The sequence below is a fragment of the Lederbergia wuyishanensis genome, from assembly GCF_022900255.1.
Classification (GTDB): domain Bacteria; phylum Bacillota; class Bacilli; order Bacillales; family Bacillaceae_C; genus Lederbergia; species Lederbergia wuyishanensis.
Genome location: NZ_JALIRM010000001.1, coordinates 610,270 through 633,135, shown reverse-complemented (window position 1 = coordinate 633,135; position 22,866 = coordinate 610,270). Strand labels below are relative to the sequence as shown.

The 22,866-nt window shown below is 34.5% G+C and carries 20 protein-coding genes, 1 pseudogene and 1 other annotated feature (1 of these 22 only partly in view); of the genes and pseudogenes, 18 read left to right on the top strand and 3 right to left on the bottom strand.

Annotated features, from left to right (window positions below):
- Nucleotides 1-3, top strand: a binding site (T-box leader) (it extends 207 nt beyond the left edge of the window).
- A 224-nt stretch (nucleotides 4-227) separates the two neighbouring features.
- From argS to MT489_RS03100, 10 genes are all read left to right on the top strand, one after another.
- Complete coding sequence (argS, locus tag MT489_RS03145) at nucleotides 228-1,919, top strand: arginine--tRNA ligase (RefSeq protein ID WP_244680039.1); 1,692 nt, start codon at nucleotides 228-230, stop codon at nucleotides 1,917-1,919.
- A 170-nt stretch (nucleotides 1,920-2,089) separates the two neighbouring features.
- Complete coding sequence (gene murB / locus MT489_RS03140; RefSeq protein ID WP_370876351.1) at nucleotides 2,090-3,007, top strand: UDP-N-acetylmuramate dehydrogenase; 918 nt, start codon at nucleotides 2,090-2,092, stop codon at nucleotides 3,005-3,007.
- A gap of 139 nt (nucleotides 3,008-3,146) precedes the next feature.
- Complete coding sequence (locus MT489_RS03135; RefSeq protein ID WP_244680038.1) at nucleotides 3,147-4,937, top strand: hypothetical protein; 1,791 nt, start codon at nucleotides 3,147-3,149, stop codon at nucleotides 4,935-4,937.
- 61 nt (nucleotides 4,938-4,998) lie between these two features.
- Nucleotides 4,999-6,279, top strand: a complete 1,281-nt coding sequence (locus MT489_RS03130; protein ID WP_244680037.1) for a hypothetical protein — start codon at nucleotides 4,999-5,001, stop codon at nucleotides 6,277-6,279.
- Nucleotides 6,280-6,302: 23 nt separating this feature from the next.
- Nucleotides 6,303-7,385 carry a peptide-methionine (R)-S-oxide reductase MsrB gene (msrB, locus tag MT489_RS03125; RefSeq protein WP_244680036.1) on the top strand — a complete coding sequence of 361 codons (1,083 nt, stop codon included), beginning with the start codon at nucleotides 6,303-6,305 and terminating at the stop codon, nucleotides 7,383-7,385.
- A gap of 133 nt (nucleotides 7,386-7,518) precedes the next feature.
- Nucleotides 7,519-8,427, top strand: a complete 909-nt coding sequence (locus MT489_RS03120; RefSeq protein WP_244680035.1) for a hypothetical protein — start codon at nucleotides 7,519-7,521, stop codon at nucleotides 8,425-8,427.
- A gap of 18 nt (nucleotides 8,428-8,445) precedes the next feature.
- The gene (locus tag MT489_RS03115; protein WP_244680034.1) at nucleotides 8,446-9,105 is read left to right on the top strand and encodes a DUF4129 domain-containing protein; all 660 of its coding nucleotides are present in this window, start codon (nucleotides 8,446-8,448) and stop codon (nucleotides 9,103-9,105) included.
- Nucleotides 9,086-10,210, top strand: a complete 1,125-nt coding sequence (locus MT489_RS03110) for a DUF4350 domain-containing protein (protein ID WP_244680033.1) — start codon at nucleotides 9,086-9,088, stop codon at nucleotides 10,208-10,210. The genes MT489_RS03115 and MT489_RS03110 overlap by 20 nt, the downstream gene beginning before the upstream one ends.
- Nucleotides 10,207-11,136, top strand: coding sequence for an AAA family ATPase (locus tag MT489_RS03105; RefSeq protein WP_244680032.1), 930 nt, complete (start codon nucleotides 10,207-10,209; stop codon nucleotides 11,134-11,136). The genes MT489_RS03110 and MT489_RS03105 overlap by 4 nt, the downstream gene beginning before the upstream one ends.
- Entirely contained in the window at nucleotides 11,087-12,445 is a 1,359-nt protein-coding gene (locus MT489_RS03100; RefSeq protein ID WP_244680031.1) for a DUF58 domain-containing protein, read from the top strand. Before MT489_RS03105 ends, MT489_RS03100 begins: the two co-directional genes overlap by 50 nt.
- Nucleotides 12,446-12,606: 161 nt before the next feature.
- On the opposite strand, the gene MT489_RS03095 is transcribed toward MT489_RS03100, so the two are convergent.
- Nucleotides 12,607-13,575, bottom strand: coding sequence for a stage II sporulation protein M (locus tag MT489_RS03095; protein ID WP_244680030.1), 969 nt, complete (start codon nucleotides 13,573-13,575; stop codon nucleotides 12,607-12,609).
- Between the two features lie 112 nt (nucleotides 13,576-13,687).
- Between MT489_RS03095 and MT489_RS03090 the strand changes: the two genes are divergently transcribed.
- The 8 genes and pseudogenes from MT489_RS03090 to MT489_RS03060 all read left to right on the top strand — a co-directional run bounded on the left by MT489_RS03090 (nucleotide 13,688) and on the right by MT489_RS03060 (nucleotide 20,556).
- Nucleotides 13,688-14,482 (top strand): RDD family protein, encoded by a 795-nt coding sequence (locus tag MT489_RS03090; protein WP_244680029.1) that lies wholly within the window; start codon nucleotides 13,688-13,690, stop codon nucleotides 14,480-14,482.
- A 13-nt stretch (nucleotides 14,483-14,495) separates the two neighbouring features.
- The gene (locus MT489_RS03085; protein ID WP_244680028.1) at nucleotides 14,496-15,170 is read left to right on the top strand and encodes an N-acetylmuramoyl-L-alanine amidase; all 675 of its coding nucleotides are present in this window, start codon (nucleotides 14,496-14,498) and stop codon (nucleotides 15,168-15,170) included.
- Between the two features lie 157 nt (nucleotides 15,171-15,327).
- Entirely contained in the window at nucleotides 15,328-15,972 is a 645-nt protein-coding gene (locus MT489_RS03080; RefSeq protein WP_244680027.1) for an HD domain-containing protein, read from the top strand.
- Between the two features lie 232 nt (nucleotides 15,973-16,204).
- Nucleotides 16,205-17,269, top strand: a complete 1,065-nt coding sequence (gene rlmN / locus MT489_RS03075; RefSeq protein WP_244680026.1) for a dual-specificity RNA methyltransferase RlmN — start codon at nucleotides 16,205-16,207, stop codon at nucleotides 17,267-17,269.
- 657 nt (nucleotides 17,270-17,926) lie between these two features.
- Complete coding sequence (locus MT489_RS03070; RefSeq protein WP_244680025.1) at nucleotides 17,927-18,745, top strand: class I SAM-dependent methyltransferase; 819 nt, start codon at nucleotides 17,927-17,929, stop codon at nucleotides 18,743-18,745.
- A 368-nt stretch (nucleotides 18,746-19,113) separates the two neighbouring features.
- Nucleotides 19,114-19,209 (top strand): annotated as a pseudogene (locus tag MT489_RS22395) (GNAT family N-acetyltransferase); the annotation flags it as partial.
- Nucleotides 19,210-19,505: 296 nt separating this feature from the next.
- Nucleotides 19,506-20,189, top strand: a complete 684-nt coding sequence (locus MT489_RS03065) for an HAD family hydrolase (protein WP_244680024.1) — start codon at nucleotides 19,506-19,508, stop codon at nucleotides 20,187-20,189.
- Between the two features lie 31 nt (nucleotides 20,190-20,220).
- The gene (locus MT489_RS03060; protein WP_244680023.1) at nucleotides 20,221-20,556 is read left to right on the top strand and encodes a L,D-transpeptidase; all 336 of its coding nucleotides are present in this window, start codon (nucleotides 20,221-20,223) and stop codon (nucleotides 20,554-20,556) included.
- 3 nt (nucleotides 20,557-20,559) lie between these two features.
- On the opposite strand, the gene MT489_RS03055 is transcribed toward MT489_RS03060, so the two are convergent.
- Entirely contained in the window at nucleotides 20,560-21,438 is an 879-nt protein-coding gene (locus MT489_RS03055) for a GNAT family N-acetyltransferase (protein ID WP_244680022.1), read from the bottom strand.
- Between the two features lie 4 nt (nucleotides 21,439-21,442).
- Nucleotides 21,443-22,801 carry an Nramp family divalent metal transporter gene (locus tag MT489_RS03050; protein WP_244680021.1) on the bottom strand — a complete coding sequence of 453 codons (1,359 nt, stop codon included), beginning with the start codon at nucleotides 22,799-22,801 and terminating at the stop codon, nucleotides 21,443-21,445.
- Nucleotides 22,802-22,866 lie beyond the last annotated feature (65 nt).

Genomic DNA, 22,866 nt, shown 5'->3' with positions numbered 1-22,866 from the left:
TATTAGAGACGGGATTTTTTTATTTTACAGGTTTTATTAAGGCGCGTGTGTATATCGACACCTAGTTAGTTTCTAGAAAGTGCGAGACTCCTCAAGAAAAAAGGGGTTAATGAGCAATCTAATGCCGAGAAGGAGCGTATTAATCGTTGGAAAATTGCTACTAGGATCGAAAAATGAACATGAAAATCTAAAAAAGACTATATTTTTAACAATAGGAGGTAATGTAAATGGATTTCATTAAAACATATGCAGAACAAATTACAGATACATTAAATAATTTATTGACGTTAGATGATGTTATAGAATTAATCGAAAAGCCTAGATTTAATGATCAAGGTGATCTGGCATTTCCGTGTTTTTCGCTTGCAAAGCAATTAAGAAAAGCTCCAGCCCAAATTGCACAAGATATTGCAAACAAAATCAAACATGACTTATTTGAAAAAGTAGAGGCAAATGGCCCGTATGTAAATTGCTTTCTTAATAAAAATATGGCTAGTCAAAACATTTTGCAGACAATTTTAAAAGAAAAAAGCAGTTATGGCTCTCTTCCAATTGGAAAGGGGAAAAACATCACGATTGATTTTTCTTCACCTAATATCGCAAAACCATTTTCGATGGGACATCTTAGATCTACTGTAATAGGAAATGCGCTTGCTAATATAGTCGAAAAATGCGGATTTAAAGCAATTAGAATTAATCATTTAGGCGACTGGGGAACCCAGTTTGGAAAGTTAATCGTTGCTTATAAACTGTGGGGCAATGAAGAAAAGGTAAAAGAACAACCAATAAAAGAATTATTAAGCCTTTATGTTAAATTTCATGAAGAAGCAGAAAAAAAACCAAGTTTAGAAGATGAAGCTAGAAAATGGTTTAAACAATTAGAGGAAGGGAACAGTGAAGCACAAAACCTCTGGAAGTGGTTTAAAGATGAGTCTTTACATGAGTTCACTAAAATTTATGCATTATTAGACATTCATTTTGATTCATATAGTGGAGAAGCCTTCTATAATGATAAAATGGCCAATATAATACAATTATTAGAGAAAAATAATCTACTTACTCAATCCGACGGAGCACAAGTTGTTGAATTAAAAGAATATGATCTGCCTCCGTGCTTAATTATGAAAAAAGATGGAGCAACCTTGTATGCAACAAGAGACCTTACTGCCGCCTTATATAGAAAAGAAACGTATCAGTTTGATAAAGCTTTGTATGTTGTTGGCCAAGAGCAAAGTCTACACTTTAAACAAGTATTCCTTGTCCTTGAAAAGCTAGGGTATGAATGGGCAAAAGAAATAGTTCATATTCCTTTCGGATTTATTTTAAAAGATGGAAAAAAGATGTCAACGAGAAAAGGCAAAGTGGTATTATTGGAAGAAGTGATTGCTGAAGCGATTCAAATGGCTAAAAAGAATATTGAAATTAAAAATCCGAACCTTGAGAATAAAGAAGAAGTGGCTCATATGGTTGGTATTGGTGCTATTATTTTTCAGGACTTAAAAAATGAAAGGCAAAATAATATAGAGTTCTCCTTGGAAGAAATGCTAAAGTTTGAAGGAACGACCGGGCCATATGTACAGTATACACATGCTAGGGCGTGCTCGATTCTAAGAAAAGCTGATCATAAAAGACAAGCGCAAATCACAACGGCTTTGGATGATGAATATTCTTGGTCTATAATTAAACTATTAATGGATTTCCCATCCATCATTGAAAAGAGCTTTATTCATTACGAACCTTCCCAAATTGCAAAATATTTACTTGATCTGTCAAAAGAATTTAATAAATATTATAGTCATGTGAAAATTTTATCTAATGACGATGGTTTGGAAGGTCGACTATCACTTGTCGAAGCAATAACCATAATTTTAAAAGAGGGTTTAAGATTATTAGGATTAAAGGCACCCGAAGAGATGTAATTAGAAGATAAGAAACATAATGCGGGGTAATGAATATGATATTTACGGTACGAATATTCATATGTGAATAAAGTATCAGTTTATTATGAAATCAATAAGAAGCGTTGCGAATGCATCGTAATTATTTTAATATCAATATATACTTAAAATAAATTAAGAGGCAGAATAAAATGAAAGATATATTAATGGTTTTTAAAGATTTACAAAATATGGTTCCTAATGCTGAAATATTAATGTCCGAGCCATTATCAAAACATACATTTATCAAAACAGGTGGCATTGGAGACGTTTTTACAAAGCCATTTGATGTAAATGATCTACAGAAAATTGTAAAATATGCATTTTCTCACGATATCCCACTGACCGTTTTAGGAAAAGGAACAAATGTAATTATTAGAGATACGGGGATAAGGGGAATAGTTGTAAGTCTTGATCAACTTAATAAAGTTTCTGTTACTGGTGAAACGATAACAGTCGAAAGCGGAGCAAATATTATTGATGTATCAAGAATTGCCTTGCAACATCAATTATCTGGATTGGAATTTGCTTGTGGGATCCCTGGAACAGTTGGCGGTGCATTAATCATGAATGCAGGTGCCTATGGTGGTGAGATTTCCGAAGTTTTAACGAGCGCGACGGTGATCACACAATCAGGAGAGATTCGTACTTTAAAGGTTGGTGAATTCCAATTTGGCTACAGAAGTAGTGTATTTGCCAATGAAAATCTAATTATTTTGGATGCTGTCTTCTCCTTAAAGAAAGCTGATCCAACATTAATTAAAGCAAAAATGGATGAAAATACATTTCTTCGTGAGTCCAAGCAACCACTGGAATACCCTTCCTGCGGTAGTGTTTTTAAACGGCCACCAGGAAACTTTGCAGGAAAATTAATTCAAGATAGCGGGCTCCAAGGAACAAGAATAGGTGGAGCAGAGGTATCTACGAAACATGCAGGATTTATTGTGAATGTAGACAGTGCTACATCGACTGATTATATTCAATTAATCCGACATGTTCAGAAAACAGTTAAAGAAAAGTTTGGGATTGATCTAGAAACGGAAGTAAAAATTATTGGTGATGAATCTTAAAAGGGAAGAAGCAATTTGTCTAAACGGCGAATTGCTTTTTCTTTTCTTTACATTTAATCGGTAATAGGGTATAACATAATTGTCTGACTTTTCTTATTTTAATTTAATTGAAAGCGCTTAAATAAAGGGGGAAGAAATTATGTCTATATCAAAAGAAGAAATAATAGAAAACATGATTGCTAAATTAAACGTTACATCACTTTCTGACAGAGAAGCTGTTACCTATGCAAGGCAAGCATATATTAGATTAAGTGATGAGCAAAAGGCAGCTATAACAAATATAGAGCTTTTGGACAAAGCAGAAGCACAAATACTTAGCCATTGGATTGATAGTATTGGTGAAGTAACCTCTGCTGCAGGAGGTCTTATATATGTCATTTTGGAACAATATCATAATTTGAATGAAGTTCAACAATCATTTGTTACGAATATTGATCGTATAGAGAGTATTAAAGCTCAACTTGAAACAATTCAATCTATTAAACAAGAAAACTTCAAGAAAGCTGTAGAGGTACAAAAAATCATTGATCGAATGGATATAGTAGATGCTGAAGTAACACTTGCAAGAGATGCATACGAAGAATTGTCAAGTGACCAAAAGTCAATGGTTGGAAATTACCTTGAATTAAAAGAAGCGGAAAATAAACTTAGTCGTCAACCAGTTCACCAAACACCTAGTAATATTGCATATGCCGGAACCCGTTCTTCCATATACGGTATTAGAGGTGAATGGTTGGGAATACAAGATTGGCAGCATATTACAGATAAAATGGATGGGTACTTCCCTGGGGCACAGCCAACGTATGTTTGGATTGTTGGAAAATTAGATACTGAAGTAGGGATTGGTGGTACACACTTAGAATTTGAAGCTCCTAATGATGGGATTGACTATGCTTCGCAAAATATCAGTTTTGGTGACCCGACTAAGCCCGGGCATCTTTCGCATGAGGATTATTTAAACTACTTTGACGAGCAAGGTATAAAGGTATATCTGCAGGTTGAATCAGGCTTTGCCGATATGAAAACGTTAATGGATCTTATCTTTGCAAAATATGGACACCACAAAAGCGTAATCGGCTTTGGTGTAGACGTTGAGTGGTATTACGGTATCACCGAAGATGCTGGAATTCCAGTAACTGATGCAATAGCTAAAGAATGGAATGATCACCTTAAATCAATTAATCCAAATTATCGTATGTTTTTAAAACATTATAATTATTGCTGGCTGCCACCAACATACCGTAGTGATCTATTATTCTGCAATGATAGCCAAGGATTAGGTAGTTTGGATGGAGAGGTGCAACCCGGATTTCTTCCGGAATTTAAGGCATGGGCAGATCACTTCTATCCAAATGAAGTACTATATCAAATTGGCTATAGTCCAGATGCAACTTGGTATTATGCAGAAGATACACCGATTATTCAGAAACTTGGTGAAGGATTAGCGGAGGTAACTAGGCAAAAATTAGGAATAGCATGGGTAGACTTTACAATAAAGGATCCAATGACATTCCCTGATCTTTTCAAATCTGATTCCGAATTGGTTGGCTCTGTAAACTCCGCATTACGATACCTACTGGATACTCCCTTTAGTAGAGTAGGTACACGATTTAACAACAATAAAGCAACAGTGACGGATGCCTTATACATAGCGAGGCTTCGAGAAATAATAAATTTATTAACCGACGATCAGCATAGTCAATTAAATCAAGAATATATTTCTACTCTTATGCAGTTTGAAACGAAAGCCATTGAAACACGTATCGAAAACTTATATTCTAATAATCTTAAACTAAAAGATAAAGAAAAAATTGCCCTTGTTCGTTCAGCTTATTCTGCTCTTACAGAGGAGCAAAAAAGCAAAATATCTAATATTGAGAAACTATTTATCTTAGAAAAAGACATTATAGCATTAGAAACAGTAATTTAAAGCTCATAGCACCGCACAATATTTGTTGCGGTGTTTTATCTATAAAGGAGGTAATTTATTTATGAATGGTATTCATCTTCATCCTCATGACATTATAGATGAGGGGACAGAGAAAATCTTTTCCTTACTCAATGTAATGGGAGATATACAATATATCTTCCCACAGGTGAACACGATTTTTGAACGAAACCCTTACCCTAAAGGTATATTACCGCATAATCCTGTCCATGAATTTGTACAAGGTGAAGGCACTTGGCATGTCCCAATTAAGGTAAAGGAGATATATGAAAATTTATATCAAAAAGTCGACTCTTCTGTTCAAAAAGGTGAGGATTCCATACAATTGCTAAAAGAAGGCTCGTCAAAAACGACTTTCGAAATTATTCCTTGGCTAAATCTGCTTAATGGAGATTTTCAAGGTAATGTAGCTAATAATGGAGTCGTGGATTTCTTGGGAAATGAAGTAGAGTATTGGTTGTGTCCAAATGGACCAGATGTGGTTCCTATGTGGTCAAAATTAATTAGTGCTTTAACTGAAAAATACGGCTATACAACATATTTGATTGATAGAATTCGCTTTCCCGATTGGGCAGGAAAACAAGTAAATCCAAAAGGAATTTTCAGTTGTTTTTGTTCTCATTGTAAAAAAGGAATGGACTCAGTAGGAATAAACATTCCAGTACTCATTGATACAATGAATAGAGTTGCTAATCATCTAAAAAATCAGGATTTCCATTATGCCGTTCAAACTTTGTTTCAATCTGAAGTTATAAAACAATGGATTCAATTTAGACAAGATAGTGTCTCAAATTTTGTTGAAGATCTTTTAAAAGAAGTTCAGAAGGTTAACTCAGATATTCAATTATGGCTTGATTTATGGCCCCCGTCCTACGCATGGCTGTTAGGGCAAGATTACGAACGTTTAACAAAAGCATCTAATACACTCAAACATTTTCCTTATCATAAGCTTGGCGGAGGTGCAGATGTACAAGGGTTTATCGAATTCTTTGCAGATACACCTGCTAAACAAGAAGAAGCATTTCAAGCTTTCCTAACATTTTTCGATTTACAATACGACATTACTTATGAAACATTTAGAGAACACGGTTATCCGATATCCTTTGTAAAAAATGAAAATGATAAAGTCCGTGAACTTTCGAAGGCAAATACAAACATATTTAGTGGCATCCAGATGTGGAATATTGAAGAAGATCATTTAATTGAAGCACTGGAAGCTGCTGAAAATAGTGATGCGAACGATGTCCTTTATTATTGTTATGGTTGGGCTGATGAAAAATTATTTTCCGCAGTAGGAAAATGGAATATACTGAAAGTAAAGTAAAAGTTATTTCGGGAGGAGTTAGAATGAAGCGGCTTAAATATTGTATATCGTTATGTCTTATCATCTTCTTTTTATCTGCTTGTTCACAAATTGACTCCCAGATTGCTAGTAATAATACTTTGCCATATAACCCAAATGAAAATATTAATTATTCAACAAGTGATCTAAAAACAATCTATTTTGCTGGTGGTTGTTTTTGGGGTGTAGAAGCATATTTTGCACGAATATTAGGGGTTAAAAATGCTACGTCTGGATATGCGAACGGAAAAGGAATAGACCCCTCATATGAAGATGTAATCAAGGGAGAGCAAGGGTTTGCCGAAGCAGTTCGTGTTGAATACGATCCCAAAAGAGTTACTTTAACGGAACTTCTAGAGTATTTTTTCAAAGTAGTTGATCCAACAAGTATAAATCAGCAAGGAAACGATCGTGGAATTCAATATCGATCGGGCATTTATTTTGAAGATGAAAGTGAAGAAGCTATTATCAAAGATTACATCCGAGAAGAGCAAGAAAAATACGATAAAGAAATCGTAACAGAAGTTTTGCCAGTGGAAAATTTTTTCTTAGCAGAAGAATATCACCAAGATTATTTGGAAAAGAATCCAAATGGATATTGTCATATTGATTTAAATATTTTAAATGAAGCTGACAACGATGCAGAGAGTTATATAAAACCAAGTGAAGAAGAAATTAAGGATAAATTAACACCTGAACAATATCAAGTCGCTTTATTAGATGAAACTGAACCTGCCTACGATAATGAATATTGGGATTTTTATGAGCCTGGAATTTATGTCGACATTGTTACTGGTGAACCGCTATTTTCAAGCAGTGATAAATATGACTCCGATTGCGGGTGGCCAAGTTTTACAAAACCAATTTCACGTAAAACAGTAAAGTACCTCGAGGATACAAGTTTCAATATGAATCGGACCGAAATTCGTAGCCGTTCCGGTGATATTCATTTAGGGCATGTTTTTGATGATGGACCAGAAGAAGACGGTGGTTTAAGATACTGTATAAATAGTGCATCACTACGGTTTATTCCATTAGAAGATATGGAAAAAGAAGGTTATGCAAATTTCATAGGCGAAGTAAAATAGTCAGTGCAATGCCCAAGATTACATTGGGTATTGCCATTTTTTATTTATAATAAAGTTTTTAGACAAATTATTTCAAAATAATGATAAAATAAGCGTTATGATAGTTTAATTAATATGTAAGGGGATATGGAAATTGGAAATTAAATTTAACCGCCCTAAAGGGTTCGGAGAGATTTTAGATCTCACTTTTAGATTAAGCAAGTATAAATTTTCGGATTTTTTACTAATTAATCTTATTTTTATGGGGCCAATCTATTTACTGCAAGTATTTATTCAGCTTATTTCCGGAGTTAGTTTTTTTAGAGAGCTTGGGTCTGGTGACGTATGGTATGAACAAATACTCTCAAGTTTTGAGGATACTGGAACCGCTAGTTTAGGAGCTGACCTAAGCATTATCGCAGTTTCATTTTTAAGCATCTTTTTATTTCCAGTAGCTAGCGCTGCTATTCTTATTGCCATTAATCATATGAGAAAAAGCGAAAAATATACAGTGGGTACGGTTATTAAAGAAGCCTTCTCAAGATACGGTCCAATTCTCGGGAGCAGCATACTGTTTGTACTTCTAGTAATAGGACTAGTATTTATTCCAATTATCATCGTCGTCCTTGTCGGAGTTGTCGGATCACTCGCAAATCCAATTGTAGGAATCCTTATGGCAATTCTTTTATTCATTGGGTTTGCGATAGGAATAGGTTTATTGCTTACCCGTTGGAGTTTTTATTTTGGCTCTGTAGTACTTGACGATGAAGTTTTAGGATTTTCAAGAAGCCGGAAGCTTAGCAAAAAAAGAACATGGGCATTGTTTGGATTGTATATCGTGTTTTCTTTGATTGTTTCTAGTATTAGTTATGCAGTTGAAGTATCTTTCGGAATCTTTTTAGGAAATAGTGTATTGTTATCAATCATTTCAGGTGTTGTAAGTTTGTTTACTACGATGATTTTTTCAGTTGGATATGCAGTCATGTACCTTGATGCAAAAACAAGACATGATGCGGACGATTTAAAGGAAATGATAGAAGATTATAATGCGGTACAATCGTGAATCGATAGGTGATAAGGGATGGAAAATCTAGATAAGGCCAAAGAAGACATTCGAGACATTTTGAACGGAAAAGAATATCAATTGTATGCGAACGAGTCAAAGAGTATATTGACAATATGGTGGGAACGAGCAAAAGAATGGCTTGCCAATCAATTGGAAAAAATGTTCCCTTCTTTAGAATCGGCCAGTAATTCTGCGGCAGGTCCGATTCTTATTACCATAATCGTCGTCGTTGTTGCCATGATTGCCATTTTGGCCTTTCTTCTAGTTCGAAGGCAAGTACGCAAACGAAAATATAAAGAAAATAAACCTTTCCAGTCATTAAAAGAAATGGAATGGACCTTTCAAACTCATTTTGACGAGGCAACACGATTGGAATCGCAAGGTGAATATACTTTATCAACTCGGCATCTCTTCCTCTCCTTACTTTTATACTTCCACGAGAATGAATGGCTCGTAGCAAAAATTTGGAAAACGAATTGGGAATACTACGACGAGCTTCGAAAAGTGAACAGAGAGTGGGCAGATCGATTTTTTAATCTAGCTCTTTTATTCGATGAAATTACATATGGAGAGCGGACTATCGAAAAGCATGAATACATAAAATATAAGTCGCTAGTATTAGATTGGCTTAGTGAAGCAAAGGAGGGGCCAATAAATGCTACGAAGTATAAGTAAGACATGGATTTGGCTTATCATCCTTTTAGTCATTTTTGTATTGGCAAGCTTTCTCATGTTTTCACAAAAGCCAAAGAGTTATCCAAATTATGTAACTGATTCTCCCTCCCCTACGGGAGTAAAGGCTTTATATACATATTTGCAAAATAATAATGACACGGTAAATAGATGGAAACATAGGCCGGACTTATTGAATAAGCATGTAGGAAATCAGCTCCTTGTTATGATAGAACCATTTTTTATGCCAACAACTAAGGAAATCAATGAATATATAGATTTTATGAATGCGGGAAATACAATTATATTATTCAGTGAGAGACCTGATGGATTTTTTGATCTTAAATCCAACTTCTTGGAAGAGGATCTTTCAGGTAAAAAAATAAAAATAAGGGATTCTCATAAAACTTCTTTAAATGGAACAGTAGTTTCTCCTGTGAGACTGCAAACAAATAAACAAGATAAAATCTTATTAGAAGATAAAGAGGGAACAATTGCGTTAAAAAAGAAGTATGGAAACGGAAATTTAATAGTTTCTATAACACCAGAGTGGCTTACAAATGGCAACATCTTATCAAATAATAATATACCTCTTATTCTTTCACTACTTCATGAAGAAAAAGCCGATATCGTATTCTTTGATGAATATGTTCATACGGGAGAAAATGCTTCTACGATATGGACTGTTTATCCAAAATGGTTTTTAATTTTGATGCTTCAACTTATTGTTTTAAGTATTCTTTGGCTCTGGGCAAAAGGGAAGAGGTTTGGACCAATATTAGTTCCTAGAGAAGAAACTGTGCGTTTTGGTGATGAAGGAATTAAAGCTTTAGCTGCATGGTATTTGCGTGGTCAAAGATACTATGAATCTTTAGTAATCCAGGCAGATTATATTAAACAATTGTTGAACGAGCGGTTTGGTATATCTGCTTCGAAGGAATGGACTGAGATTTCTGACTTATTAATTCGTAAAAAAATCGATATTAGTAATATGCAGATGTTAAAAGATATTGGCCCAGTTTTACAAAAAGGAAAATTAAATAAGCAGGAATATTTATTATGGTCGAAAAGATTAGATCGATTAAGAGAAGAGGTTGTCAGGCGATGAAAATGGAATTACAAACCTTAATAGAAAAATATGAGGAAAGAATTATAGGGCAAAGCTTAAATATAAAACTACTATTATCGTCTATATTGGCTGGTGGGCATGTTCTTTTAGAAGGTGTGCCAGGTACAGGAAAAACACAAATGGTTAGAACACTTGCCGGACTTTTAGGCGGAAACTTTAATCGAATTCAATTTACTCCTGACCTGTTACCTAGTGATATTACAGGAAGCACTATTTACAATATGAAAGACAGTACTTTTGAAACGATAAAAGGACCCGTATTCACAAATATTCTGTTAGCTGATGAAATTAATCGTACACCTGCTAAAACGCAAGCCGCGCTTTTAGAAGCAATGGAAGAAAAGCAAGTGACAATTCAAGGAGAAACATACAAGTTGTCAGATGTCTTTTTCGTTGTCGCTACTCAAAATCCGATTGAGTTTGAAGGAACTTATCCTTTGCCTGAAGCCCAACAGGATCGATTTCTCTTTAAACTCTATATAGATTTCCCTAGTTTTGAAGAAGAAAAAAATGTATTGCATCAAGTTATCGAAAATAAAAGCAATTCAATTCCATTATCGGCTGTTATCAATATTGAAGAATTCTTAGAAATAAAAGAAGAAATTTCACGTGTTACTATCGGCGAAAATGTTATGGATTATCTTATGAAAATTGTAAGAAGAACACGTGAGACTGAATCAATTCGCTTTGGAGCAAGCACAAGGGCGGCAATTTCAATTGGAAAAGCTGCACAATCCTGGGCTTATTTATCTGGTAGAGATTATGTAACTCCGGATGACGTTAAAATGGTCTCTAAACCTGCGTTAAGACATCGTATTCAATTATCTCCTCACATAGAATTGGAGGGAGCGTCTGTTGACCAGATCATTGAAGAACTTGTGGGCTCGGTTCCTGTTCCAAGGTAATGGAATACTTCCGTCTTGGAGATTACTTATCATATTTGTCATTCTGTCATTTGTACTTATATTGGTTAGTTTCAGATATTTTTCATGGTGGACAGTTGTATTCATGAATGTCGTTCTATTTTTATTAAGTTTGATTGATTTGTTTTTTTCTCCTAAGAGAAAGGATCTTTATTTCAAACGGCGAATTCTAGATGAATTTGAAAGAAACTTAGCCTATAAAGTTAATATTGAAGTGACTAATCGTTCGAATCATTTTATGTCTTATTCATTAGTTGACGGGATTCCACAAAGCTTTCACCAGCATTTTCCGCTAAAAGGAAGGATTCAACATGGAGTAACCTCAGTCATTGAATATGAAACAAAAGCCCCCGTACGAGGAGAATATGAAATAACAAAGCTATATTTTCGTTATTCTAGTGTGCTTGGTTTGTGGGAAAAACAGATGACTGTGAACTTAATAGATACTGTTAAAGTGATTCCTGACCTTACAGAGACAAAACAATTTTTAGAAAATGCACAGAAATATCTATTATTTGAAGGAAATAAAATTCGTAGGCATCAAACAGGCATTGGTGATTTTGCACAAATTCGCAACTATGTAGTAGGGGATGACCCGCGCAAAATCAATTGGCGGCAAACGGCAAAATTGCGCCAAGTCATGACAAATGAATATGAACCTGAGCATGGGAAATATATTACAATTTTAATAGACTGTGGCAGAATGATGGGGTCCGAGCTAGAAAAAGGGAATAGGCTTGAAAAAGCATTGGAGGCTGCACATTTAGTGGCGGCTGCTGCACTTGAAAATGGTGATTATGTTTCTGTTTTAGCTTTCTCAAAGGATGTAAAAGTATTTGTCCCTGCAGCAAAAGGAATGGCTCATTTACAGACAATTCTCCATTCCATTTATAATGTTACTGTTGATTCAGCAGAATCCAACTATGCATCCGTATTTTCTTTTATGGAAACGATGCAAAAAAAGAGAAGTCTTCTCCTATTGTTTAGTGATTTTAGAACATTCCTGTATGAAGAGCATGCTCTACTTTACTTGAAGCGACTTAGACAGAGGCATTTATTTCTCATGGTTGGAATTGAAGACTCGACACTTCAAAATAGGGCCAATGAAAAACCGGATTCCGTTCAAACAACGATGATTAAAAGTATTGCACAGCAGCAAATTATGTTCAAGAAAAAGGAAAAAACAAAGTGGGAAAGGCAGGGGCTCGTTATGATAGAAGCAAAAGAAGAAAACCTTGCGACTGTCGCCGTATCCCACTATATCGATATTATGAACCGAAACTTGCTGTAGGATTGATAATGTCGCATAAAAATAGATAATCAGCTAATAGACTTTCCCTAAAAGACTGACTGGATTCAAAAACAACCTCTGAATTAAAAATAAATTAACCAATAAAAAAGCGAATCTATCAGCATGACTGCTATAGATTCGCTAAAGAATGTAGAATTAATTTATTTATTAGAGAGAGAACGGTTCAACAATATTTTTCCAATCAACATATAAAGAATTAAACCAAATACAGTAATGATAGCAACGATGTATTTTGCTTCTAACGAAATTGCAGCTGGGGTAATAAAGCCTTCAATGATTCCAGCAATAATAAAGAGGGGTATTGTTCCAAGCAATAACTGGACTGAACGTTTCGCTTGGTGTTTTAAATGAAACCCTCTCGAAAAATCGCCAGGAACCCAAAGTTTGTATCCCATTAAAAGACCAGCGCCACCAGCAATAAAGATAGCTGTGAGCTCTATCATTCCATGGGGTACAATATATGCCCAAAAATCATACGACTTTCCGTAGTGCCAAAATAATGCAGCTAGGGCGCCAACAATTATTCCGTTATAAATTAATACATACACAGTCAATAGGCCGAATGTGACTCCACCAGCAAAAGCTAAAATAGCTACTTGGATGTTATTTGTCATGATACTTGCAGACATAAGAGCAGAATCCACGGCTCCATCTTGACTCCCTAGTTGGGTAGGATCAACATTTTTAGCGATTTCTCCAGGAAGAATGGAATACAGGTGGAGAGGATCGCTAATTACGGCAAAAAAACTTCCTAATGCACCAAGGCTAAAAAGCAACATTGCGACTACAACTGCTTTCCATTGTCCTAATAGTAGGCCAATAAAAGTTGTGCTAAAAAAATGTCGAACTTGTTTCAAACTTGATATTTGGTCTTTGTACAAAAGATTATGTGATTTTGAAACAAGTCCATTTAGATAAACTGTAACATCTTCATTTGAAAAATACGTTTGGCAATATGATAGATTTTGGGCTGCTTTTTGATAGAGTCTATTAAATTGTTCAATATCCATTGCTGTATATGTATTTTTACGCTTTTGTAAAACGCTGATAAGATGTTCGAGCTGTTTCCATTCATCACGGTGTTGTTTAATAAATTGCTTAATATTCATCCTAGCACCTACACGAATTATATTTAATATCATTTTCTATTCTTATTATAGTAATATCGTAAAAAAATAGAAACAATTCCTATGAAATTAACAATGAAACGAGGTATTTCCTTTGAATGAGGATCGGATAGATATAAAAACACCTGAATACGTATCTCTTCAGTTTCAAATTGCAGGATTAGGTAGTAGGACCTCTGCTTTTATAATCGATCAACTTATTTTGATGGCTTTTAATATTGCAATTCTTATAATCTTTCTTATTATTTCGTTTGGTCAACCAGACTTTTTGGTTTTTCTTGATTTGCATTCTTATCTTATAGCGATTATTATTATCGGGCTATTTTTTATTAACTGGGGCTATTTTTTTGCATTTGAATACTTTTCGGGTGGGAGAACTCCTGGAAAAAGGATGATGGGTATTAGAGTGATACAAGAAAATGGGCATAGTATCACTTTATTATCAAGTTTTATACGTAATCTCCTTAGAATTATCGATTCATTACCTTCAGGATATTTTCTAGGAATATTAATGATTTTCTTTCATTCGAAACATAAACGAATTGGTGATCTAGTTGCAGGTACAATAGTTGTACATGAGAGAAAAACAAATCGAAAAAATAAACTTTCTCCGATTGAAAAAGAAATTCAAGCTAGGGGTTTATCTAAAAATGATCTTGTGGTTGATGAGTGGGCTCTAAAATCTATTAATAAACAAGATTGGAAATTAATCCAAATCTATTCCAATCGTTTTTTGCAATTACCTCTTAAAGAAAGAGAAGTAATGACAAAAAAAATCGCTGAAATATTATTCCCTAAACTAGGATTAGATCCTCATGAAGAAGATTTGGAAAATAAGCTTCTCGTCATCTACTTAATATTAAAGGAAGAATGGGAGTATGAACTTTAGGAGTAGTCTTACATTGAGGATAAGAGCATCCTTATTAATAGTTGTACTTTTTTTAGCGGGTTGTACGTCTGAAGTTGTATCTGAACCCGAAAAGCCAATTTTAGAGCCAACCAAACAGGCAATCGATATCATTGATTATCTTCTTCCGCTCCAAAATTCAGAGATTCGTACAGAAAAACCTACGCATGTGGTTTTACATTTTATAAGTAATGTTGGAAATAATGCGCAAGACCCTTATAATCTCGAAGATGTATATACAATATTTCTAGAATACGGAGTCTCAACACATTACTTAATTGGCAGGTCAGGTGAGATCTTTCAGCTCGTGCCTGATGAAAGGGTTGCGTACCATGCAGGATCAGGTGTTTTGCCTTATTTTACAAAATACCGAAATAAAATGAATCAATATTCAATTGGGATTGAAATGTTAGCAATTGGGACGAAAGAAGAAATGGAATCGATGATACAGGAAGAAATATATAATTCTATAAATCCAGCATTCATTGGTTATACTGATGCACAATACAAATCATTAAATATATTATTGGAAGACATTATCAATCGAAATCCTACAATAGAGAGAAGTCGTACGTATATTGTTGGACACGACGATTATGCACCAGGGAGAAAAACCGATCCTGGTCATTGTTTGACTGGTCAAAGATTGGTTTCTAAGCAATATTGGTGACGGTAAGATAGTAAGGTGAATTGATGAAAGTGTGGTTGGAACTTTCCAAGTTTATAAAAGTTCGTTCTAACCTCTTGTTATTGATCATCGTTGCTTTTACAGCTGCTTTTAGTACATATTGTTTGGTTTAAAAAGCAATTAAGGTGGAGTTAAACAAGTGAATAAGGAATCAATCATTTCACAAACAAAAGAATTTGCTTATCAACATTTACATGACGATGCTAGTGGTCATGACTGGTGGCATATTCATCGCGTTACGAACATAGCTCATAAAATAGCAGTAATAGAAAATGCTGATTTATTTCTTTGTGAAATGGCAGCATTACTACATGATATTGCCGATGAAAAATTAAATACATCTGAAGAAGTAGGCATAAAAAAAGTTAGAGACTTTTTATTATCAGTAAATGTCGATAACGAATATGTTTCAAAAATCTTGGAAATTATTACAACCATGTCTTTCAAAGGTGGAGGGCAGCCGCCGATGAAAACTCTCGAGGGTATGATAGTTCAAGATGCAGATCGTCTTGATGCAATGGGAGCGATCGGCATTGCAAGAACCTTTGCTTATTCAGGTGCAAAAAATCAACTTATTTATCATCCTGATATTAAGCCTGCTGAAAAAATGGATGCTGATCAATATAGGAAAAGAAAATCCACGGCTATCAACCATTTTTATGAAAAACTTTTCAAACTTAAGGAATTAATGAATACGGAAATGGGTAAAAAAATGGCTGAAAGTAGACATCTATATATGAAAGAATACATAGAAACATTTTTTAATGAATGGGAAATGAAATAATTGGTCAACTCAATATTTGGTAGTTGTTATACGATTGTTTTTCCTTTATTATAGATAAGGTTAATGTTTATCTTTATTTCGCCAATAGGGTGTAATTTTTTTCGAGAAAATCAAGTGATAGATAAATTGGCTATGTATAAATTAATTTTAACCTAGCCTTATGATATGTATGTATAATTTACCGAGAGTCTTAAATTGAAATTCAGGTAAATATTAGAAATGAGGAATCATAATGAAACAATCCATATATGGTTTGACTATGGAACAACTTACCGAATGGTTATTGGAAAATGGTCAGAAAAAATATCGCGCACAGCAAGTTTGGGATTGGTTATATAAAAAACGTGTAACTAATTTTTCTGATATGAAAAATATTAATAAAGATTGTCTAGAATTATTGGAAGACCATTTTGAAATTGAGCTTTTAAAGGAATCCATTAAACAAGAATCAGCAGACGGAACAATTAAGTTTCTATTTGAACTACCTGATGGAAATTTGATTGAAACCGTGTTGATGAGTTTTTCGTATGGCTTATCCGTATGTGTCACAACACAAGTTGGTTGTAATATCGGTTGTAGTTTTTGTGCCAGTGGAATTTTGAGAAAAAGCCGCGATCTAAATAGTGGCGAAATTGTTGGCCAAATTATGAAGGTGCAACACTTCCTTGATGCAAGAGGGAAAGATGAGAGGGTTAGCCATATTGTTGTTATGGGAATTGGAGAACCATTTGATAACTATATCAATTTAATGAATTTCCTTCATGTCGTAAATAATCCAAAAGGGCTTGCAATTGGAGCTAGACATATTACTGTATCAACGAGCGGATTAGCTCAAAAAATTCGCGAGTTTGCAGATGAAGAATTACAAGTCAACTTAGCCTTATCATTACATGCACCTAATGATGAATTAAGAACGCAAATCATGAAAATCAATAAAGCATTCCCAATTGAGAAATTAATGGCTGCCCTTGATTATTATTTAGAAAAAAATAACCGTAGGGTGACGATTGAATATATTTTATTGAAGGATGTCAACGATCATGAGAAGGAAGCATTGGAGCTTGCAAAACTGCTTCATAACAAGCGCCATCTCACATACGTGAATTTGATTCCATACAATCCTGTAAATGAACATATTCAGTATGAACGCAGTGAAAAGAAATCCATCCTTGCTTTTTACGACACACTAAAGAAAAAAGGTATACAATGTGGAATTCGCCACGAACAAGGTACAGATATTGATGCCGCATGTGGACAGCTAAGAAGTAAACAAATAAAGAAGACGAAATCAGTGTAAAACGTATCTATTTTTTAGATGCGTTTTTTTATTAAATTGGAATTAGCTTCAGGTGTTTCTGGCAATTAAACAAGTATGTTTGGCAGTATGTCTATTAATCTATACGAATCATTATTCAAAGGATAACTGAACTATCACTAATATTTATACATAGTTAGGAACTTGTGCTTGCTGCACTTATGGGAAGGTTAGTGAAAAAAGAAGGTATTTGAGGTTTTTTTTGGAGACTGTTAATATTCTAATAAAGGGGATAAGTAAGGCAATGGCAACACCTTGGGCTGTCACCTTAGAAAGTTATTTTACACCCATTTTAAGAGGTATTTTGCACTTTAAATAAATATAAAAAGTTCAATTCTCAACATTAAATTAAAAAATTTGGCTTTAATCATTACTTCGGAATAGTATCCCTCGAAAATCAAACTTGATCTACACTTTCCCCCTCTATGGACATACATTTGAATTGGGTATTTCTTCCGTATAGAATCCGCAGCGAATAATTAATACACATGTAAAATCGTCGGAAGAATTTACTGATTCTATTCTAAAAAACTTGTTTGGCAAGTCCGAAGACTAGAAGAAGTGACAACTGAAGAAGGGATATCGTTGTAGAAATAGAATAACTATGGGAATACAATAATTTGATAAAGGGGAAATCTAATGCGTCCTAATGAAACTGCCTTTCCAAATATGAATGAACATCCGGATTACTTAAGTGCTCAAAGCAAAGAATGGTGTCAACAGTTGGCGTCTCTAACTGGAAAGTATGAGTATACCTGGAATTTTCACCATGAAGGATTAGTTGCAGAAAAAATACTTGAGAAGGAGTTAGAGTCTCATCTGCACGGAAAGGTATTGGATGTTGGGTGTGGACATGGAGAATTTACAAATAAATGGGCAAGTTTTGCGGATGAAGTCATCGGATATGATATGACTGAAGGATTTGTTACAACGGCTAATAATTATAAAAAGCCAAATGTAAGGTACGTGATAGGTCGTACACATGATGGTTTACCTTTTCCAAATGATTACTTCGATGTAGCTTATACCAAAAAAGGGCCGACAAGTTGGTATCAAGAAGGGAATAGAGTTGTTCGTCCTGGAGGTAATCTAATATTATTTCATCCGGTAGATGGTAATGGAAAAGGTTCTGAGTTAGGGGAATACTTTCCAGGGTTGTTTCCTCCACCCTCAAATGGAACACCGGTAATAGATATGATAATGGAGAGACTTGCTAAAAGCGGACTTATCGACATACAGTTTAGGCACTTACAGGAAACTGTATGGATTCCTTCACCTGAAGATGTCCTTGCTATGAAGTGTTTCGGGCAGAGTGAAAAATACACACAGTACGTTAGAGAAATGTGCCTTGACAAAATTATTACCAATTTTGAACAGCATGCCAAGGGGAAAGGCATTAAGATTACAAACTTTTATTATTTGATACAGGCTCGAGCAACTGATACTAAAAAAATGTGAACTATCTGCACTATCTGCTATATGCTGGAAAGTTTTAAAAAAAGAAATGTGCTGTCTAGTAGCATTGAGTAAATTACAAAAAAATTTAATTAGTTTCCAAGTTAATTCGATCGCTTACTTAGTGAACGTAATAAAAGGTCGTTGAAGATTCATTAATTATTCAATAATCAGGGGGTGAATTGTACGGAAGAAATAAAATAAATGGATAATCCTATTCAATAAACGGGCCATTTTTAAATAACGCGTTGTGACTCTTATTATTGGGTTGTTAGAGAAAAACACACGGGTAATTTTGTTGGGTTTATTTACTTGATCCTCACCACGAGGGAGTTTACCTTGAACTCTCATATCAATTTTTACCGAAATGGTGGGGAAATGGTTTTGCAACAGAAGTTGTTCAATTGATATTTAACTATGATTTAAATAAATTAAAACATTCAAAAGTAATTGCTGAAACAATGTAAAATACTTCACGTAAAGTAAAAGTGGCGTTTATTCAATATCCCCAATTATTAATAAGCCGAAAACATACAAGTTTTTATTCATTTCCTGCATAATTTCAGCTTTTTTTCATTCATACAACATGCCTCAATAAACAGCATTATTTAATTGCCAAATACACTTCAGGGGCCTTCGGTTCGATGTCAAAAAACCACGAGATGTAAAAATTAGAAGTACGGACTTTTTGCATTTCAGTACATTTGCTTATCACCAATTATGGGTGCCTTGCACTTTTCTTTTTAGGGGGGAGGTTGTGGAAATGATGGTAAAAGCTGTGTTTTTCGATTTATATGAAACATTAATAACAGAATGGGAGAATGAAAAAAAGAAAGCTGACTTTAATCCTTCAAGATTGCTTGGAATGGAGCAAGACATTTTCAAAAGAGAATGGGGTAAAAGAAAAGATAAAAGAATGGATGGAACCTTCAAGGATGCAAAAAGCTGTTTAGTCGATATGTTTTGTGAATTGGAAACTTCATTTAATATGGATGATATTAATAAGGTAATTGAAAAAAGAATCCAAGCTAAAGCGATTCTTTTTCAATCTATTGATGAAAAAATTCTTGATACCATCATTCAAATAAAAGCAATGGACATCCAAGTCGGACTAATTAGTAATTGTGCACCTGAAGAAGTATTAGAGTGGGAGAATTCTTCTTTAGCCAATCTATTTGATACTGTTATTTTCTCTTATAGAGTTAAATGCGCTAAACCTGATAAAGAAATTTACGATATCGCGTGTAAAAATCTAAATGTATTACCAGAACATTCATTATTTATTGGAGATGGAGGATCGGATGAATTAAATGGGGCAGCTCAGGCTGGTTTAATGGCGTACCATGCAACATGGTTTCAGCCACCATTTATTAATGAAAAGATAACAGGATTTCCAAAACTGAAAAAGCCTTCCGACATCTTAACAATTTTAAAAACAAAAGGATAAGAGCCCTCATACGATATCATGAGGTGATCTTATGGCGAAATGGATTAGTGTTTCGACATCGAAGCATCAATTAGCACTTCATGATGGAAATCGAATTATTAAAGTGTATCCAATTGCAGTAGGAAAAATGTTAACTCCGACACCATCTGGAACGTATACCATTGTTAATAAACAACCCCATCCAGGTGGTCCGTTTGGAGTGCTGTGGATGGGGCTATCAAGACCTCATTATGGAATTCATGGGACAAAAAATCCCTCTTCTATAGGAAAAAATGTTTCCCATGGCTGCATTAGAATGTTTAACCACGATGTATTAGATTTATCGTCACGTGTTCCGATAGGGACAAAAGTGGTTATTCATCGATAACGTCTACGCTTGAGATGTGATCGGATGTTTTATTTGTGTTGGAAAACGATTGTGTTTGGATTTAACAAATAAAATTTCAGAGCCATTATGCTTTTTCTGCTCTACTTGAATATTTGTATAGTCCGGTGTGTAATGAAATATTATTTTTCTAGTTTCTCTATCAGAAATATTACGTAAAATTTGTTGAATGTTAATATCATTTTTACTTACGATGTCAAAGATATGCAGGTGATCGTGTTCTTTCTTGAAGAGCACGATCACATTTTCTTTTTCTAAATAGTAAATATCATCAGGAAAAACATTCAGGCAATAGAACATAAAAATCCCTAAAGCATTATCAGTGCTAAACTTTTTTGAAACAGGGACTCTTTCACATACGAACTGATGAATGAAATGTAAATCATTTGCACTCTTCACATCTAGTTTAAATAAGTTCACTGCTGAATTAGTTTCAAGTTGTAACTTCATAGAATACTCATTTTCCTCAACAGCTTCAAAACCAAACTTAGGATAAAAATCCAATACGGATGGGTTAGCGAACAAATAGATAAAGTCACTCTTTTCCTCAAATTCTTCCAAAACTTTATGCATTAAATTGGCTGAAAGTCCTTTGTTGCGGTAATCTGGATGGGTCATGACAGTTCCAATTTGGATGGCCTTCTTTGTTTCCCCGTCAATGATTAAATTTAAAACATTGACCGAAACATTAGCGATGACACGATCACCATCTGCATAAGAAAAGGGAATGTATTGATTATCCCAAAATCCTTTTTCGTACCATTCTTCAAAATCAATTCCAAATACTTTGTTTGCCAGTTCATTGAAGCTTTTTCTTAAACACTTATCATTTTTATAATCTTTTACAAAGCGTAATTTTTTCATACTATTAGCCCAATTCCTGTCCGGTTATGAGGATATAACCAATTAAAAATATATTTAAAACGATAATAACAGCGGTGCATACCCATGCCAATACTTTTGTGGCTGTTTTATTAGCAAAGATGCCCATTTTCTTTTTGCTATTCGTAAATAGAATGAGCGGCACTACAGCAAATGGAAGTTGTAAACTCAAAATTACTTGACTCCAAAGAAGAAGGTCTGCTGTTCCTCTTGAGCCTGCAATCCACGTAACAACAAATGCTGGTACAACAGCAAGCATTCTAGTAATAATCCTTCTTAGCCATGGAGATATCCTTAAATGTAAGAAGCCTTCCATCACTATTTGACCAGATAACGTTCCTGTGATCGTAGAATTTTGTCCTGAGGCTAATAATGCCACTGCAAATAATGTACTTGCAATTCCAACTCCTACAGTAGGGCTAAGTAATTTATAAGCCTCTTCGATTTCAGAAACTTGTATTCCTTTTCCATGAAAAGCAGCAGCACCTAATATCAAAATGGCAGAGTTGATTAAAAAAGCAATACTTAATGAAAAAGTTGAATCAATGACGGAAAATTTAACAGCTTCTTTTTTTCCTTTTTCCGTTCTTTTATATTGACGTGTTTGCACTATGGAGGAATGCAAATAAAGATTATGCGGCATAACCGTTGCTCCAAGAATCCCTAATGAAATGAACAGCATTTGAGGATTCATCACAATTTCCCTCTTAGGAATATAGCCATTTAATAATGCGCTAACTTCCGGTTTTGAAGCAATGACTTCAAACGTAAAAACGCCAAATATCGTAACCATTAATACGATGACAATTGATTCAATGATACGGAATCCTTTTCTCTGTAATAATAAAAGTAATAATACGTCCACAGTCGTTATCAAAATTCCTATTAGTAAAGGAATACCAAATAGCAAATTCAATGCAATTGCAGATCCAATGACTTCGGCAAGATCAGTCGCAATGATGGCGAGTTCTGCCATGATCCATAAGAAAAAGGCTGTTTTCTTCCCAGTAGCATCCCTAGTCGCTTGTGCAAGATCTCTTCCTGTTACAATCCCCAGTTTTGCAGACAATGTTTGCAACAAAATAGCCATTAAACTCGAAATTAATATGATTGAGAGCAACGTATAACCAAAACGAGCTCCTCCTGCAATAGAAGTTGCCCAATTTCCCGGATCTACATATCCAACGGCTACAAGTGAACCCGGACCAGCAAATGCTAATAATTTTCTCCAAAACCCTGCGTTCTCAGGAATTCGAACAGAATTATTTACCTCTTCCAAGCTAATGCTTGAACTCCTCTTTAACCAACCTTGTTTATGATCTAAGACGGTATCTTTATTACTCAACTTTCTCACCCCTTAAAATTTAGCAACAATCTAAATAAGTTTACCTAATGCAAAATTTAGTGTAA